Consider the following 19,043-nt stretch of genomic DNA (forward strand, 5'->3'; position numbering starts at 1 on the left):
ATGATTAGCACGGCAGCCTAATGATATTGGCACCATGCAAAGTTTCGGGATAGCGCCGCAAATATTGTAAGCAAGGCCGGATGCTGGACGGGTCCGGTCAATTCTGACGCTCGGGCGCGAACGTGTTCCGTCGTAAGGATTCCGAACGATCGCATTAGCGAAGGATTTCCTGAGACTCTGTGCCGTCGCCAGGCGGAGAAATCGCTCCGAATCAAACGAAGGACATGGACGTAGTGTGTTCGCACTACCTCTCTGTGGGGGCTCGTATGAGTCCAAAAGTGTTGCATAGCAATATATTACGGCCTCAACGAAGAGTCTTCTGGTGTGCGGCGACGATGTTTTATCCGAAATCGCTGGTTTCTTACAGTTTGCTGAGGGTATCGTCCATTTCTGTCGAGGAGTTGCCAAAAAGTCGCCAATCACGACGCTCGGGCGGGCGGTGGTCGGTGATGGAGGAATGCTGACGCGACCGTGGTGACGAATCGAAAACGCGACTGACCCAAACAACAAGAAGACCACATATTCACCCCTTCGACCCTTCTCGCATCACGACGCGGAGGGACGTGGACGATGTGCGGTCGAAATCAACTCCATCAGCTCCGCGGGCGCCGGCCGGCACCTCGGAGGTGTGGAAATCTGCCTGGAGATCACATGGCCCTCTCTGAAGAGAACTTCGTGAGTCCGCCTCGGCGGCTGCAATCGCAGGCGCCGAACGCGTCAGATCGATTCGGCCATCCCAGCCCGGTCACATCGGCGGTTGTCCCACCCGGGGGTGCCCCGGTCAACCCGCCGGCCGAGACCCTGCCGCTCTCTGCGGCACAGCGCGGGATGTGGTTTGCCCAGCATGTCTCGGGTGATCTGCCGATCTCGGTGGCCCAGTACGTCGAGATCGACGGTGTACTGGATACCGACCGACTCGAGGACGCGTGTCGCACCACCGGACTCGAGTTCGGTTCCGGGAACCTGCGTCTGATCGAGGTCGACGGTGAACCGCGTCAGTATGTGGACGAGACGCACGGCGCTCCGGTGAGTACCGTCGATCTGCGCGCCGAAGACGATCCCGTCGCGACGGCACACGAGTTGATGCGGCTGGACTACTCGAGTCCGCTCGACCTGCTCACCGACGCTCTCATGACCAGCGTTGTATTCCAGGTCGGAGCCGATCGTTATCTGTGGTACGTCCGCGCCCACCACATCGCCCTCGACGGGTTCGCCGCCGTCACCATGCTGCGCCGGATCACCGAGCTCTACAACGCGGATATCCGCGGCGAGGAGGCTCCGCGTTGCACCGCAAGCGATTTTGTCGACATCATCGCGCAGGACATCTCCTATCCCGGTTCGTCGCGCCACGACAACGATCGGAAGTACTGGAGCGAACACCTCGCGGATGCCCCACCGGTCGTGAGCCTGGCAGGACGGCTCGGCAAGCCGACACTGCATCCGGCGCTGGTCAGTACTCCGCTACCCGATGGCACCGCACAGCTGCTCGCAACGGCGGCACGCGAGGGTGCCGGTGGGGTGACCCCGGTGATCGTCGCCGCGTTCGCCGCCTACCTCGCCCGGATGACCGGTAGCCCCGAGGTGCTCCTGAGCCTCCCGGTTTCGGGCCGGCACTCCGCGGTCCTGCGCCGATCCGGCGGAATGGTGGCCAACGTGGTGCCGCTGCGCGTGGGTGTCGCCGGACGCACACGCGCCGAGGTGACCGCGGCCGTAGGAAGCGAGTTAATGAGCGCTCTGCGTCGGCAACGTTATCGCCAAGAGGACATCTTCGCCGACATGGGCCTCACCCGGGATCAGGCGGCGTCCTTCGGACCCGCGGTGAACCTGATGATGATCGACAACGAGGTGGTGCTCGGTGAGGTCACCGGGCGTCTGCATGTGCTGACCTCGGGCCCGACGTCTGATCTGTTCGTCAACATCTACCCTGGTGCGGGAAAGAGTAGTACGCACATCGACTTTCAGGGCAATCCGAATATCTACACCGACGCCGAACTCGCCGGCCACCATCAGCGCTTCGTTGGCTTCCTGCACGAATTTCTCGCCGGTGCGCCCGACTGTCCGGTCGGGCGGCTTCCGCTGCTCGCCGAGGAGGAACGCGCCGAGATGCTGTCGGTTCGTGGCGATTCTCCGCTCCCGCCGCGTCTGCTGCCCGACATCCTCGCCGAGGGCGCCCACCGCCATGCCGACGCCGTGGCGATCTCCGCCCAGGGCCGAACCCTGAGCTATCGGGAACTGGACACCGCGACGTCGCGGCTCGCGCGCCGACTCATCGGATTGGGTTGTGGTCCAGACACGGCGGTCGCCATCCTCCTCCGGCGTTCGGTGGCGTCGGTGGCGGCCGCCTGGGCGGCCGCGAAGTCGGGGGCCGCGATCGTGCAGATCGACCCGGACTATCCGCGCGCACGCATCGAGCACATCCTTGCCGACAGCGGCGCCGACGTGGTGATCACCATCGACGATCACCGCGACACTCTCGCGGATTCCCCGGTGGTTCCGGTCATCGTCGACGACGCCCACCCGGCACTGGGCGTCGACGACGCGATCGATGGCGGCGCGATCGGCGACGACGACCGAATCCGACCGGTGCGCCCCACCAACATCGCGTACATGACCTACACCTCCGGCTCGACGGGTGTGCCGAAGGGCGTTCAGGTCACCCACGGTGGCCTGGCGAATCTCATCGCCGACCGCACCGCCGCGCAGCACCTGGGAGCGGGCTCGCGGGTGTCCTACGCACTGTCACCGAGTTTCGACGCCTCAATGGAACAGCTCCTGACCTGCTTCGCGACCGGATCGACGTTGGTGATCGTGCCACCGGCGGTGATCGGTGGCGAGCGGCTCACCGAACTGCTCGCCGACGAACGCGTCAGCCACCTCACGTTGACGCCGACCATGCTGGCCACCGTCGATCCCGAGCCGCTGACCGATCTGCGTACCGTCGTCGTCGGGGGCGACGCCTGCCCACCGCATGTGGTGCAACGGTGGACGCGGACGGCGTCGATGATCAACGAGTACGGACCCACCGAGGCCACCATCACCGCGGCCGGGGCGAGGATCGATCCCGCGGCGGCCCTCACCGCCGGCGGCCCGATTCGTGGCATGTCGATGATGATCCTGGACCCGACCCTGCAGCCGGTGCCCGCGGGCACGGCCGGTGAACTGTATCTCGCCGGACCCGGGCTGGCCCGCGGCTACGCGAACCTGCCGGCCCAGACCGCCGGTCGATTCGTGGCCCACCCACACGGTGGGCCGGGGGAGCGGATGTACCGAACCGGGGACCTGGCACGGTGGGTCGGAGAAGGGTCGACCAAGGCCCTGGAACTGTTGGGCCGCACCGACTTCCAGCTGAAGATCCGTGGCTATCGGATCGAACCCGGCGAGATCGACGCGGCCCTCGTCGGCCACGACGACGTCGACCAGTCGATCACGGTGCCGGTGGAGAACAATGCCGGCGCGACCGTCCTGGCCTCCTACGTGGCGCCGGTCGCCGGTCGCAACATCGACCCCGTCGAACTCGGCCGGTACGCACGCGCCTGCCTGCCGCCGCATATGGTGCCGACGGTGATCACGTCCCTGGACGCGCTACCGGTCAACGCGTTCGGCAAGATCGACCGGCGTGGCCTGCCCGCACCGGTATTCGAATCCACCGGAGCCGGAAGGTCGCCCGCGACGCCGCGGGAATGCCAACTGGCCCAACTGTTCTCCGAGGTCCTCGGAGTCGCGCAGGTGAGTGCGGAGGACAGCTTCTTCGTCCTCGGCGGCGACAGCATCCTGTCCATCCAGCTCGTTGCGCGGGCCAAACTCGTCGGGCTCGCCTTCTCGACGCAGGACGTGTTCGAGAGCAAGACGGTCGCGGCGTTGGCCGCGGTGGCCACCGACGTCGGCCAGGGCGCAATGCTCCCCGAATTCCCCGGAGGCGGTATCGGAACGCTCCCGCTGTCGCCGATCATGCACGCCATGTTCGACCGCGGACACATCGACCGATTCACCCAGTCGGCGCTGGTGGAACTGCCCGACCACATCGAACGCGCCACGCTGGTGGCCGCGCTCGGTGCCCTGCTGGACCGCCACGACATCCTGCGCGGCGTCCTGTGCGGTGAGCAACCGCTCGACGGTCAGGTCGAGGTCCGCGAGCGCACCGCGGTCGATCCCGATGCGGTCCTGCGCCACGTGTGGCTGCAACGGCGCGACGCCGCCGAGATCGACGCGCACCTGCAGGCGGCCGCCGACGAATTGGACCCGCGCGCAGGACGACTGGTGCGATTCGTCTGGATGCAGGATCGTCGGGGCACCGCACCGGATCTGATGTGGATGGTGATCCACCATCTCGCCGTCGACGGGGTGTCGTGGCGGATCATCCTCACCGACCTGGCCCGCTCGTGGCAACAGATCAGCGAGGGTGGTCACGCGCGACCGGGTCCCGCGACCACCTCGTTCCGGCGGTGGGCGCACGGTCTCGTCGAACAGGCACCGGCCCGGACCGACGCCGAACTCGAGCACTGGACCGAGGTCCTCGATCATCCCGGCCACCATCTCGGTACGCGTCCGCTCGACGCCGCGACCGATGTGCGTGCCACCGCCGGAACGATCGAGGTCCGCGTCCCGACGGAGGTCACCGACGCGGTCCTCACCACCGTCCCCGCACGATTCCACGGCGGCGCCAACGATTCCCTGCTCGCGGCGCTGGCACTGGCGTTGGCCCGGTGGCGCCGGCGCCGCGGCATGGCCCGCGACGCCGAACTGATCTCGCTGGAAGGCCACGGCCGCGAGGAGGGGGTCCTACCCGGTGCCGACCTGACCGAGACGGTCGGGTGGTTCACCTCACGATTCCCGGTGCGACTCGACCTCCACGACGTCGACATCGACGACGCGTTCACCGGCGGCCCCGCCGCCGGTCACGCGATCAAGCGGATCAAGGAGCAACTGCGAGCGGTGCCGGACAACGGCATCGGCTACGGCCTGGTGCGCTACCTCGATCCACGCGGACGCGCCGCCCTCGGGGCCCTCGCGGAGCCGGCGATCAGCATGAACTATCTCGGCCGGGCCGGCTCCCACGAGTATTCGGGACCGTGGGCGCCGGCCGCCGAGTTCGCCTCGCTGCGCGGCACCGACGACCCGCAGATGACGCTGTCGGCACTGCTGGACATCAATGCGATCGCCGAACCCGGCCCCGACGGTCCGGAACTGGCCGCGACATGGGAATTCGCCTCGCTCGCACTGGATCGCGCCGACGTGGAGGAACTGGCCGGGCTGTGGGTACAGGCCCTGACCGCGTTGGCCGGGCATGTGCACTCCGAAGGCGCCGGCGGTCACACCCCGTCGGACTTCGCACTGGTCGCGACGACACAGGACGACATCGATCGGTGGACGCAGGAGCACCCGTCGATGACCGACGTGTGGCCGTTGACGGCGCTGCAGTCCGGGTTGATGTTCCACACGCTCTACGACGAGGCCGCCGACGGCTACACCGTGCAGGCCGAGCTGACTCTCAGTGGATCACTCGACCCCGAGCGCATGCGGCGTGCCGCCCAGACGATCATCGACCGGCACGACAGCCTCCGCGTGGCCTTCGTCGAGTCGGGTTCTGGACCCCGGCAGATCCTTCTCCGCGACGTGACGGTGGACTGGACCTTCTCCGACGTGACCGACACCGCCGACACCGCCGACACCGCCGACACCGACTCGTCGGCTCGCACACGCGAGGTGCGGCGACTGACCGCGGAATCGGCCGCCCCGTTCGACCTGGCCCGTCCGCCGCTGGTGCGTTTTCACCTGATCCGGGTCGACGACGACGAGTTCACGCTGGTCATCACCAATCACCACATCGTGCTCGACGGGTGGTCGGCGCCGGTGCTCATCGGTGAGTTGCTCATGCTCTACATCGGTGACGGACACGCCGGCGACGGTCAGGCGCCGGACCTGCCGGCCCCCCAGTCCTACCGCGAGTACCTGCACTGGCTGCACACGCGCGACCACGAGGCGGCCGTCGACGGATGGCGGCAGGTCCTCGCCGGGATCGACGGTCCGACCCTGTTGACCGGCAAGCCCGACCGCGCGGCCGGGGCCCAGACCGGCGAGGTCACACTCGATCTCGATCTCGCGACCTCCGACTCGGTCCTGCGACTCGGGCGCGCCCTCGGGGTCACCGCAAACACGTCGATTCAGGTGGTGTGGGCCGTGCTGCTCACGATCATGACCGGCCGCCGTGACGTGGTCTTCGGCAACACGGTCTCCGATCGGCCCCCGCACATCCCGGGGATCGAGCGGATGATCGGACTGTTCATCAACACCGTGCCGGTCCGAATCCGGCTCGAACCCGACGAGAGCGTCGCCGACCTGCTGGCCCGGACCCAGGCCGAGCAGGCCGCCACCCTCGATCACCGTGACGTCGGGCTGGCCGAACTCCAACGGGCGACCGGCATTGCCGACATGTTCGACACGGTCACGGTCCTCGAGTCCTACCCGCTCGATCGGGCCGGCCTCGAGGCGACACTGGCCGACGCCGGCCTGTCCTGGGTCGATCTCGTCGCCCACGACGCCACCCCCTACCCGGTCAGCCTGCAGGTCACGCCGCCGCGTCCGGCCGGCGCCGGACCGTCGGTCGCCGACGAGCCGAGCACGTTCGGGCTGACCCTGCGTTTTGCCACCGACCGCCTCGACGACCGGTCGGCCGCCGCACTGCTCGACCGGTTCGTCATGGTGCTGCGCCAGGTGGTCGGCGATCCCGGGCGCGCCGTCGCCCAGCTCGCCGCCTGCCAGGACTCTGAACGTTCGGAGCTGCTGTCGGTGCGTGGTCCCGCGCCGGTCGCCGATCGGATGTTGCGCGACATCCTCCGCGACAGTGCCCGGCGCCATCCCGACGCGGTCGCGATGCGCGCGGGTGAGCACGAGATGACCTACCGCGAACTCGATCACCGCTCGGACCGGGTGGCCGCCGAACTCCTCCGCCGCGGCGCCCGACCCGAGTCGTTCGTCGCCCTGGCGGTACCCCGGTCGCCCGAACTCGTCGTCGGAATGTGGGCGGTCGCCAAGACCGGAGCCGCCTTCGTCGCGCTCGACCCGGACAATCCCGCCGAACGGCTCGCCGAACTCCTCGCCGACTCGTCCTGCCCGCTCGGGGTCACCGTCGACGCCGTCGCCGAGCGGTTGCCGGACGCCGTCGACTGGCTCCTGCTCGATGATGCCGCGACCGCCCGCGAACCCGTCTGCTCCGTCGACCCCGTCGACTCCGTCGACAACGGTCTGCGCCCGGACAATGCGGCATACCTGATCTACACCTCCGGTTCGACCGGTCGGCCCAAGGCCGTCCATGTGACGCACCGAGGACTGGCCGATCTGGTTGCCGCACAGTCGGAATCCTTCGCCGCCGGTCCCGGCTCGGTGGTCCTGCAGGTCGCCTCACCCGGCTTCGACGCGTGCGTGTCGGAGGTGCTGCTCGCCCACGCCGATGGGGCCTGCCTCGTGGTGGCACCGCCGCACGTCTACGGCGGTTCCGAGCTCGAGGAACTCGTCCGGATGCACCGGGTCACCCACGCGATCATCACCCCGTCGGCGCTGAACACCATGGATCCCTCCCAGGTGCCGTCACTGGCCACCGTCGCAGTCGTCGGTGAGGCCACCGGCGCCGACCTGGTGGGCCGGTGGGCGCCGGGGCGTCGACTGATGAACCATTACGGTCCCACCGAATGCACGATCTGGGCGACCGGTGCCGACGAGCTGCGGCCGGGGGAGCCGGTGACCATCGGACGCCCGATCCGCGGCCTGTCCGCCCTGGTCCTCGACGCCTGGTTGCGCCCGGTACCGATCGGCGTCACCGGTGAGCTCTACCTCGGCGGACCCGGGCTGGCCCGCGGCTACTTCGACCGGTCCGGCACCACCGCATCCCGATTCGTCGCCGACCCGAACTCGACCACTGCGGAAAGGCTTTATCGCACAGGAGATTCCGTCCGGTGGCAGCGCTGCGACGACGGGCTCCGGCTGGAGTACCTGGGCCGCAACGATCAACAGGTCAAGATCCACGGGCTGCGGATCGAACCGGGCGATGTCGACGCCCACCTCGCGGCGCACCCGGCGGTGGCACAGGTCGCCACCGTCGCCCGGCCCGGGCCGGCCGGCCACCCGATTCTGGTGTCCTACGTCGTCGCCGCCGACGGTCACCCGCTCGACATCGCGGCACTCCATGACGACCTCGCGGCCACCCTGGCGCACTACATGAACCCGACGGCCATCGTCGAACTGGACACGATGCCGTTGACGCGCACCGGAAAGATCGACCGCCAGGCGCTGCGTGAGCGTGAATTCCGCGCCGACACCGACGGCCGGGCACCGGAGACACCGACAGAAGAGGTGATGGCCGCGCTCTTCGCCGAGGTTCTCCACCTCGACACCGTCTCCGCCGACAGCAACTTCTTCGCGTTGGGTGGCGACAGCATCGTGTCGATGCAACTGGTGGCACTCGCGAAGTCCGCGGGACTGTCGATCACCCCCCGCAACGTCTTCGAGGCCAAGACGGTCGCCGCGCTGGCCGCGCTGGCATCCGACGACAGCGCCGCGGAGCCGTCGTTACCGCCCTACTCGCCGCCGTCGCGGCGGGTCGTTCCGGAACGCGGATTCCGTCCCTCGGATTTCCCGCTCGTCGACCTCACCCACGCCGACATCGACATGCTTCTCCGCCGGTATCCGTCCCTCTCGGATGTGTGGTCGCTCTCGCCGATGCAATCGGGCATCCATTTCCATTCGACGTTCGACACCGGCTTGTTGGACACCGACGGCCTCGACACCCGTCCCGATGGCCACCCGGACGACTACACGGTGCAATCGACCATCGCCTTCACCGGCGAGATCGACGGGGACCGGCTGCGCCGCGCGGCCCAGGCGCTCGTCGACCGCCACGACATCCTCCGGGCCGCATTCGTCGAGACGTCCACCGGCACGTGCCAGATCGTGGTCGGCGACGCCGAGGTCCGGTTCCGGGAGGTCGACCTCACCGACGACCCCGACGCCCACCCGGACCTCGCCGCCGACGCCCTCGCCGCCGCGGACACCGCCGCCGGATTCGATCTGTCGGCGCCGTCGCTGATCCGATTCACCTTGCTGCGGGTGGGTTCCGGCGCCTCCCGCCTGTTGATCACCAATCACCACGTGATCCTGGACGGATGGTCGATGCCGCTACTGATGGGTGAACTCCTCGAGTACTACGGGGCCCCGGAACGCATCGACGGGGCCCGCTCGGCGTCGTCCTACCGTGACTACCTGCGCTGGCTGAGCGAACAGGACATCGACGCCGCCACCTCGGCCTGGGCGCAGGCGTACTCCGACATCGACGCACCCACCCTCGTCAGCGATCGCCGGGTTGGCCGGGCGGCGGGCACCGCAGGGGAGGTGCGCGCGGAGATCTCCGTCGCCCAGTTCACCCGCCTCCGAACGGTCGCGGCCGACGCCGCCGTCACCGTCGGCGCCGCCTTGGCCGCCGCGTGGGCACTGAACCTGAAAGCCCTGACCGGTGAGGACGATGTGATCTTCGGTTCGGCCGTGTCGGGTCGCCCACCGGAGCTGCCGCACGTCGATCAGACGCTCGGGATGTTCCTCAACACGGTGCCGGTGCGGGTGCCACTCGACCCGGGACTGTCGTTGCGGGAGTTGCTGATCCGCGTCCACGAGCATCAGGCGATGATGCTCGATCATCACTTCGTGGGACTGCCGGAGATCCACCGCAGTGTCGGCGTCCCGGAATTGTTCGACACCGCGCTCGCCTTCCAGTCGTTCCCCCTGCATGAGGCGGCACTGGCGCAACTCGTCGAGGCGGCCGGACTGCGGGTGGAGGCGATCAGCGGCGTCGACGCCACTCCGTATCCGCTGAGCCTGGTGGTCGCACCGACCCTTGACGGCGAGGGGAGCGGGACCGGACTGTCGATCACCCTGCGGTTCCGGCACGACGTCTTCGACACCGAGCGGGCCCACGACATTCTCGATCGATTCGTCGGCGGACTCATCCGCATCGCCGAGGCGCCCGCGACCCGACTGGCCGAGATCCCGGCCGGCGGCGCGGAGGTCGCGTGGCCGGCGGGCGCAATCGCGCGGTCGGGATCGAGCACGCTGTGCGACATCCTCGAGCGCACCGCGCACCGTGAGCCCGACGCGGTCGCGGTCACCTGCGGCAGCGCATCGGTGTCCTACCGCTGGCTCGACGAACGCTCCAACCGACTGGCCCGCATCCTGCTCCGGCGCATCGCGGATCCGCACGGGGTGCTGGCCTGCGCGCTTCCGCGATCCCTCGACGCCGTGGTGGCGATATGGGCGGCGGCCAAGGCCGGCGTCGCCTTCCTGCCGGTGGACCCGAGTCTTCCGGCCGAACGCATCGGATTCCTGCTCGCCGACTCGAACGCGAGCCTGGGACTGGCAACCGCCGGTTCCCGGTCGGTGCTGCCGGGCATCGTGGATTGGCTCATCGTCGACGGCCCCGACCTGACCCGCGACATCGAATCCGAGAGTGCCGCAACGATCACCGCCGGCGAGCGTGCGACATCGATCGGGGTCGATGACGCCGCGTACGTCATCTACACCTCCGGGTCCACCGGCACGCCCAAGGGTGTGCGTGTGAGTCATCGGGGGCTGGCGCCCCTGATCGCCGCGCAGCGCCGGACGCTGGGCGTCGAGCCCGCGTCGACCGTCCTGCAGGTGGCCTCGCCGAGCTTCGACGCATCACTGTTCGAACTGCTGATGGCGCACGGTTCCGGCGGGCGTCTGGTGGTGTCCCCGCCCGACGTCTACGGCGGCCCGGAACTCGCGGCACTGATGCGCGGTGAGCAGGTCTCGCATGCCGTCCTGACCCCCTCGGCGCTGGCGACGGTGCCCTCCGACGGTCTCGAGGGACTCGCGGTGCTGGCGACAGCGGGCGAAGCCGTCGGACCCGAATTGGTCGATCGGTGGGCACCCGAACGCAGCATGGTCAACCTGTACGGGCCCACCGAGGGCACCATCTGGGCGACGGCAAGCGAACCACTCGAACCCACCGCACCGATCACGATCGGCACACCGGCCGGAGCGGTCGGCGTCGCGATCCTCGACACCTGGCTGCGCCCGGTCCCCGACGATGTCGCGGGTGAGCTCTACCTCGTCGGGGCGGGCCTGGCCGACGGATACATCGGCAAGCCGGCGACGACGGGGTCGCGCTTTGTGGCCTGCCCCTTCGGCGAACCCGGTCGGCGGATGTATCGCACCGGAGACCTGGTGCGCCGGAACGTGCACAAGCAGCTGGAATTCTTGGGACGCAACGACTTCCAGGTTAAGGTGCGTGGTACCCGGGTGGAGCTGGGTGAGATCGATGCACTCCTGGGTAACCGGGCGAACGTCGCCTATGCGATCACCATCGGCGCCGAACACGACGGCCGTCCGCCGATCCTGGTGTCGTACGTCGTGGCCGATCCCGGCACCACCGTGTCCGGTGTCGAACTCCGCACGGCCCTGGCGGATTCGTTACCCGTCTACATGGTGCCGGCCGCGGTGATCGTTCTCGACGAGATCCCTCTGACCCCGACCGGAAAGCTCGATCGCACCCGGCTGCCGAAGCCGGTGTTCGAGGCATCCGGCTACCGGGCGCCGTCGACGTGGGTCGAAGGAAGGGTCGTCAGGGCCTACGAAGAGGTCCTGAAGGTCGATCAGGTCGGTGTGGACGACGACTTCTTCGGACTCGGAGGCGACTCGCTGAGCGCGTCGCTGGTCGCCGCGCGCGTGGGCGCCGCCCTCGGTGTCCGGATACCGGTACGCCTGGTCTTCGAGGCGCCGACTCCGGCGGCCCTGGCGGCGGCGGCGACCTCGCTGACCGGTGGCGGCCGCCTGCCGCTGACCCCGACGGTGCGGCCGGACATCATCCCGCTGTCGCTGGCGCAGCAACGGATGTGGTTCCTCAACCGGCTGGAACCGGACTCCCCGGCCTACAACATCCCGGTGATGCTGCGGCTGTCCGGCCGCCTGGACCGTTGCGCCCTGGAATCGGCGCTCGCCGACGTCATCGGCCGCCATGAGGTGCTGCGGACCATCTACCCTGAGACCGACGGACAACCACGGCAGGTGGTGCTCGATGACGTGGCGCTGAACGTGGATGTCCGGCACGTGTCGGCGTCGGAGGTCGGGCAGGTCGCCGGCGGCCTCGTGCGCGCCGGTTTCGACGTCACCTCGCGGGTGCCGATCCGGGTGGGTGTGCTCGAACTCGACGATGAGCGCGACGGCGAGGCCGGGGAGTACCTGCTGGTACTCGTGGTTCATCACATCGCCGGTGACGGTCAGTCGATGGGACCGCTGTCACGGGATGTCATGTCGGCGTACGCATCGCGACTGGCCGGTCGTGAACCCATGTGGGAGCCACTGACAGTTCAATACGCCGACTACGCATTGTGGCAACGGCAGGTCCTCGGCGCCGCCGACGACCCGCAGTCGCTGATGCACGCGCAGCTGGGCTTCTGGACGTCGACGCTGACCGACGCGCCCGACCTGCTGGACCTGCCGACGGATCGGCCCCGTCCCGCGGTCGCATCGTTGTCCGGCGGTCGGGTGCCGGTGCAGATCGGTGCAGACCTGCACGGGAAGTTGCTGGCGTTGGCGCGCTCGCGCGGGGCGTCGCTCTTCATGGTGATGCATGCGGCGCTGACGGCAGTTCTCGGACGTCTCGGTGGCGCCGACGACGTGGTGATCGGCACCCCGGTCGCCGGGCGCGGCGAACCCGGCCTCGACGACCTGGTCGGTATGTTCGTCAACACCCTGGCACTGCGCACCGCCGTCGTGGCTACCGAGCCCTTCACCGAACTCCTCGATCGGGTGCGCGAGACCGACCTCGCCGCATTCGAGCACGCCGATGTGCCCTTCGAACGGATCGTGGAGGAGGTCAATCCGAAGCGCTCGACGGCGCATCACCCTCTGTTCCAGGTGGCGCTGGCCTTCCAGAATCTCTCCGATGTCCGGGTGGAACTGCCCGGGGTCACCGTGTCACGCGCACAGGCCGATACCGGGATGTGCCAGTTCGACCTGCAACTGGTGATCGCCGACGAGTACGGCCAGGACGGTGCGGCGCAGGGCGTTTCGGGCGTCATGATGTTCGCTCGCGACCTGTTCGATGATTCGACCGTCATCGACGTCGTCCATCGGTTGACCCGTGTTCTCGAGGCCGTCGCCGACGACGCGGCCCGACCCCTCGGTGCCATCGAGTGGCTCGGCGCCGACGAACGGGCACATCTGCTGTCCCGGGTGGGTTCCGGCGCCGCCGGGTCGCCGGTGCTGCTGACCGACGTGTTCGCCGCGGCCGTGCGCCGCAACCCCGACGGACCCGCCGTGATCTCCGGATCGACCGAACTCACCTATACCGACCTCGACCGCCGGTCGAATCGTCTGGCACGCAGGCTGATGGCGTCGGGTGCCGGTCCCGAACGGCGCGTCGTGGTGTCGATCGAACGGTCGGTGGAGTCGCTGGTCGCCTGGTGGGCGGTGGTCAAATCCGGTGCGGCGTATGTGCCGGTGGATCCGCACTACCCGACCGCGCGCATCGATCAGATGGTCGCGGATTCGGGAGCGGCACTGGGCATCACGACGCTGGCGGCGCGACCCGCGCTGCCCGACGAGGTGGACTGGGTGGTCATCGACACGGCCGGCGCCGCCGCGCAGATCGCCGCATCGTCCGACGCGCCGATCACCGCGGACGAGCGGACCCATCCGCTGCGGGTCACCAACACCGCCTGGGTGGTGTTCACCTCCGGGTCGACCGGTGTGCCCAAGGGAGTCGCCGTCAGCCACGCGGGTATCGCCGACTATCTCGCCGGACTCCACGTCGATCCGGCCGACGGTCCCACCTCACGTGTATTGCATTTCGCATCACCGTCATTCGATGCCTCCCTGCTGGAGATCCTGCTGGCGGTGAGCGGGGCCTCGGCGCTGGTGGTGGCACCGACCGGGGTCCGCGGTGGCGACGAGCTGGCCGATTTCCTCCGCGAACAGCGGATCACGCACGCCTTCGTCACGCCCGCCGCACTGGCCTCGGTGGACGACGCCGGACTCGACGATCTGCGGGTGGTGTTCTCCGGTGGTGACGAGGTGCCCACCGATCTGGTCCGTCGGTGGGTGGGTTCCGACCCGGCCCACGCCCGGGAGTTCCGGATCCTCTACGGTCCGACGGAGACCACGATCGTCGCGACCGCGTCGCAGCCCATGCGTGCCGGGCAACGGTCGACGATCGGCCACCCGATGCCGGGAATGCAGGCGCTGGTGCTGGATTCGCGGATGCAGCCGGTGCCGGCCGGGGTCGCCGGGGAACTCTACGTGGCGGGCCCGGCGCTTGCCCGCGGATACCTCAACAGGCCCGGGATCTCGGCGTCCCGGTTCGTCGCCCACCCCTTCGGGCAGCCGGGTCAACGGATGTACCGGACCGGCGACGTGGTCCGCTGGGCTGCGGACGGAACACTGGAATTCTTGGGACGCAACGACTTCCAGGTCAAGATCAACGGCTTCCGGGTGGAGCTCGGTGAGATCGATGCGGCGCTGGGTGCGCGATCCGACGTCGGATTCGCCGTCACCCTGCCACATCGCGACGAGGCCGTCGGGCTTCGCCTGGTGTCGTATGTGGTGCCCGCCGCCGACGCGGTGATCTCGGGGGAGAAGCTGCGTGCGCTGCTCGCCGAGGCGTTGCCGTCGTACATGGTTCCGGCCGCGGTGATGGTCATCGACGAGGTCCCGCTGACACCGAGCGGCAAGCTCGACCGCACGGCACTGCCGGCACCGATGATCACCACCCGGGCGTTCCGCGCCCCGTCGACGCCGGTGGAGGAGATCGTGGCGGGTGTGTTCGCCGACGTCCTCGGTATCGAACGCAACGTCGGCGCCGACGACGACTTCTTCGATCTCGGCGGCAACAGCCTCATCGCCACCCGGGTGGTCGCCCGGATCGGGGCGGCACTGGACACCAATGTCCCGGTGTCGATGATCTTCGAGGCATCCACGGTCGAGCGGTTGGCCGCACGCGCAGAATCGCACACCGACACCGGCCGGGTGGCGCTGCGCGCACAGCAACGGCCCGACCACATTCCGTTGTCGTATGCGCAGCAACGGATGTGGTTCCTCAACCGCTTCGAGCCGGATTCGCCGGCATACAGCATCCCGATCGTCGTGCGCCTGTCGGGGGAGTTGGACGTCTCCGCCCTGCACCTGGCGATCGACGATGTCGTCGCCCGGCACGAGATCCTGCGGACGGTGTACCCGTTCGAGGCGGGCGCTCCGACGCAGGTGATCCTCCCGGTCGTCGCCCGACGCTCGTCAATGGTCGTCACCGACATCGGCGAGAACGACCTCGCCCGGTCGATCGCGGATCTGGTGCGGACGCCGTTCGAGGTGACCTGCGAGGTACCCGCACGCATTCACCTGTTCGCGCTTGGTGGCGACGAATGGGTGCTGGCCGTGGTGCTGCATCACATCTGCGGCGACGGTTCCTCGTTGGCGCCACTGGCGCGGGACATGATGACCGCCTACTCGGCCCGGATGCTCGGCGACGCACCCGGCTGGGCGCCACTGGAGGTGCAGTACGCCGACTACGCCCTCTGGCAGCGGGAGGTGCTCGGCTCCGCCGACGACCCCGACTCCCTGCTCCGCGCGCAGATCGATTACTGGACACAGCAATTGAGCGGCAGTCCGGCGCTGCTGGAACTTCCGACCGATCGTCCTCGCCCGCCCGCGCAATCCTATTCCGGCGCGACCGTCCCGTTGACGATCGACGCCGACCTGCACGCCGGGCTGCAGCGCGTCGCCCGAGAGCACAACACGACGCTGTTCATGGTCGTGCACGCCGCGCTGACGGCGCTGTTGGGCCGGCTCGCCGCCACCGACGACGTCGCCATCGGAACGCCCTACGCCGGACGTGGTGCTCCCGAACTGGATGATCTGATCGGGATGTTCGTCAACACCCTGGTGCTGCGCACCCGGCTGCGGGGCGGAATGTCGTTACGCGAGTTGATCGAGCACGTGCGGGAGACGGATCTGGCCGCGTTCGGCCACGCCGATGTCCCGTTCGAGCGTCTGGTGGAGGAACTCAATCCGGTCCGCTCGCATGCCTACAATCCGCTGTTTCAGGTCATGCTGGTATTCCAGAACCTGGCCGCCACCGATATCGCACTGCCAGACCTGTCGGTGTCGGCGGTGGAATCCGACTCCGACGTCTCACTGTTCGACATGCAGGTGACCGTGTCGGACACCTATGACGACGCGGGCGCGCCGGCCGGCATCACCGGTGGCCTCACCTACGCCACCGATCTGTTCGACGCGCCGACCGCCACCACCTTCGTCGACCGTCTCATCCGGCTGATGTCGGCGCTGGTGGACGACCCCACACAGGCCGTACACGACATCGACCTGCTCGATGCGAACGAGCGTGATGAGATCGCGGCGCAATGGGAGTCGACGACGCACCCGATCGACCGGGACGAGACCCTGGCGTCGACATTCGCCCGGTCGGTGCACGAGCACGCGGATGCACCCGCGGTCACCGTCGATTCGGTGACCTGGACCTACGGCGAGTTCGCCGCCCGGGTCAACCGGCTGGCCCGATGGCTCATCGCCGAGGGCGTCGGACCGGAGCGCCTGGTGGCGCTGCGGATGCGGCGTTCCATCGATCAGCTGACCGCGATGTATGCCGTCCACGCCGCCGGTGGCGGATACGTTCCCGTCGACCCCGATCACCCGGCCGAACGCATCGACTACATGCTCGAGTGCGCCGAACCGGTGGTGGTGCTGAGCTCGCTGCAGACCATCGATCTGAGCGGGTTCGACGATGCACCGATCACCGACGACGAACGGATCGCCCCGTTGCGACCCGACGACATCGCGTACGTGTTGTTCACCTCAGGTTCCACCGGGAGGCCGAAAGGTGTTGCGGTATCCCACCGTTCGGTGGTGAATCAGATCCGGTGGATCGCGCAGGCCTACGGCCTTGACGACACCGATGTGGTGCTGCAGAAGACGCCGGCCACCTTCGACGTCTCGGTGTGGGAGCTGTTCGCCACCCTCGCCGTGGGTGCCCGACTCGTGATCGCCCGGCCCGACGGGCACACCGACCCTGCCTATCTCGCCGAAACCATTGCCGCACAACAGGTCACGATCACCTCGTTTGTGCCGTCGATGCTCGCACTGTTCACCGCGACGGCCCCCGCCGGGTTACTGGACTCCTTGCGGGCACTGTTGGTCGCCGGCGAGGCGTTCGGCCCGGATGTGGTGACCGCGGCACGGCGGGTGCTGCCGCACGTCGCGCTCCACAACCTCTACGGTCCGACGGAGTTCACCGTGCACGCCACCGCCCATCAGGTGCGGCCCGCCGACGCCGGGGCCGTCCCGATCGGAACACCGGTCTGGAATGCCCGTGCCTACGTGCTGGATTCGCGGTTGCGTCCCGTTCCGGCGGGCGTCGCCGGGGATCTGTACCTGGCGGGTGTTCAGGTGGCCCGCGGATACCACGGGCGATTCGGTCTCACCGCGGAACGATTCGTACCGGATCCATTCGTCACCGGTGAACGGATGTACCGCACCGGCGACCTGGCGCGGCGCGGCACGTGCGGAGAGCTGGAGTATCTCGGCCGCAACGATTTCCAGGTCAAGCTCCGTGGTCTGCGGATCGAGCTCGGTGAGATCGAATCGGTGTTCGCCGGACATCACAGCGTCGCGCGGGCAGTGGCCTCGGTGCGGGCCACCGACGCCGTCGAGTACCTCGTCGTTTACCTCGTGCCCGCTGCCGGGGCCGTGGTCGACACCACCGAGGTGACGGAGTTCGCGGCAACCTCCCTGCCCGGCTACATGATTCCCACCGCGGTGATGGTCCTGGACACGGTGCCGCTCACCGCGTCGGGCAAGCTGGACCGTGCGCGGTTGCCGATGCCGACGCTGGCTGCCGCCGAGCAGTTCCGCGAACCGTCATCCTGGCTCGAAGGCGAGATCGCGCACACCTTCGAGGAGGTGCTCGGCCTGCCACGGGTGGGTGCCGACGACGACTTCTACTCGCTGGGTGGCAATTCGCTGCGATCGGTGCAGGTCGTCAATCAGCTCACCAGTGAACTGCATGTGGACATCCCGGTCCGGTGGATGCTCTCCGACCCGAATCCGGCCGACCTCGCCAAGCGGATCGAGACCGGGATGCGGGAGGGAATCGACGCCACCGAGCCCAGCGCGCTCGGCCTCGAGGTCCTGCTGCCGATCCGCACCACCGGTGAACGGGAACCCCTGTTCTGTGTGCACCCCGCCTGCGGTCTGGCCTGGTGCTATCACGGCCTCGAACAGCAGATCGGTGCCGATCGTCCGATCTACGGTCTGCAGGCACCGCAGATCGGTGGGGAGAACCCCGGTCCGACAACCATGCCCGAGATCGCCCGGCGTTACGCCGCGGAGATCCGGACAGTACAGCCCCAGGGCCCTTATCACCTGCTCGGGTGGTCGCTGGGCGGCGTGATCGCACATGCCGTCGCCGCCGAGCTGCGCGCCGCCGGCGAGGACGTCGCCCTGCTGGCGTTGCTAGACGCCGAGGCGGATGGCATCGATGCCTCGTCGGCGACCACCGTCACCGCGGGAGAGTTGATCGCCAATCTCGGCCCGGTACTCGGGATCGACTTCGTCGACCCGGACGCCACCGCGGCGGAGGCGGCCGCGGCGATCGCCGACCACCTCGGGGACGGCCTGGGTATCGACGAGGCGACGATCGAACGGCTCACCGATGCCTACAACCTGATGATCCGGGCCGCGGGTGACTGGCAGCCGCCGGTCGTGGATGTCGATGTGCAGTACTTCACCGCGACGCGGGATCGACGCCCGGACGCCACGGGGCATCACGGGTGGCGTGCACACGTTCACGGGACGATCGCCAATGTCGACATCGACGTCGACCACCTGGCGATGACGGACACCAGCTCGATCGCGGCAATCGCCGCGGTCCTCAACAAACAGATGGGTTGATCACATGGCCGGACGGCATCGTCGTATCGAAAACTCCTGTTGTGCAGTAGCTCTCGTCTCCCGATCACCAGGGAGGT

At 68.4% G+C, this 19,043-nt stretch carries 1 protein-coding gene; it reads left to right on the forward strand.

What is annotated here, in order from left to right; translation table 11 throughout:
• Positions 1 to 651: 651 nt before the first annotated feature.
• Positions 652 to 18,966, forward strand: a complete 18,315-nt coding sequence (locus tag ACWDPV_RS19975; RefSeq protein ID WP_449744345.1) for an amino acid adenylation domain-containing protein — start codon at positions 652 to 654, stop codon at positions 18,964 to 18,966.
• The last annotated feature ends 77 nt before the right edge of the window (positions 18,967 to 19,043 follow it).

It is taken from the genome of Gordonia sp. NPDC003504, assembly GCF_053587995.1.

Bases quoted from the DNA above. Each gene is read 5' to 3' on its own strand.
- ACWDPV_RS19975 (WP_449744345.1), top strand. From the start codon at position 652: ATGGCCCTCTCTGAAGAGAACTTCGTGAGTCCGCCTCGGCGGCTGCAA.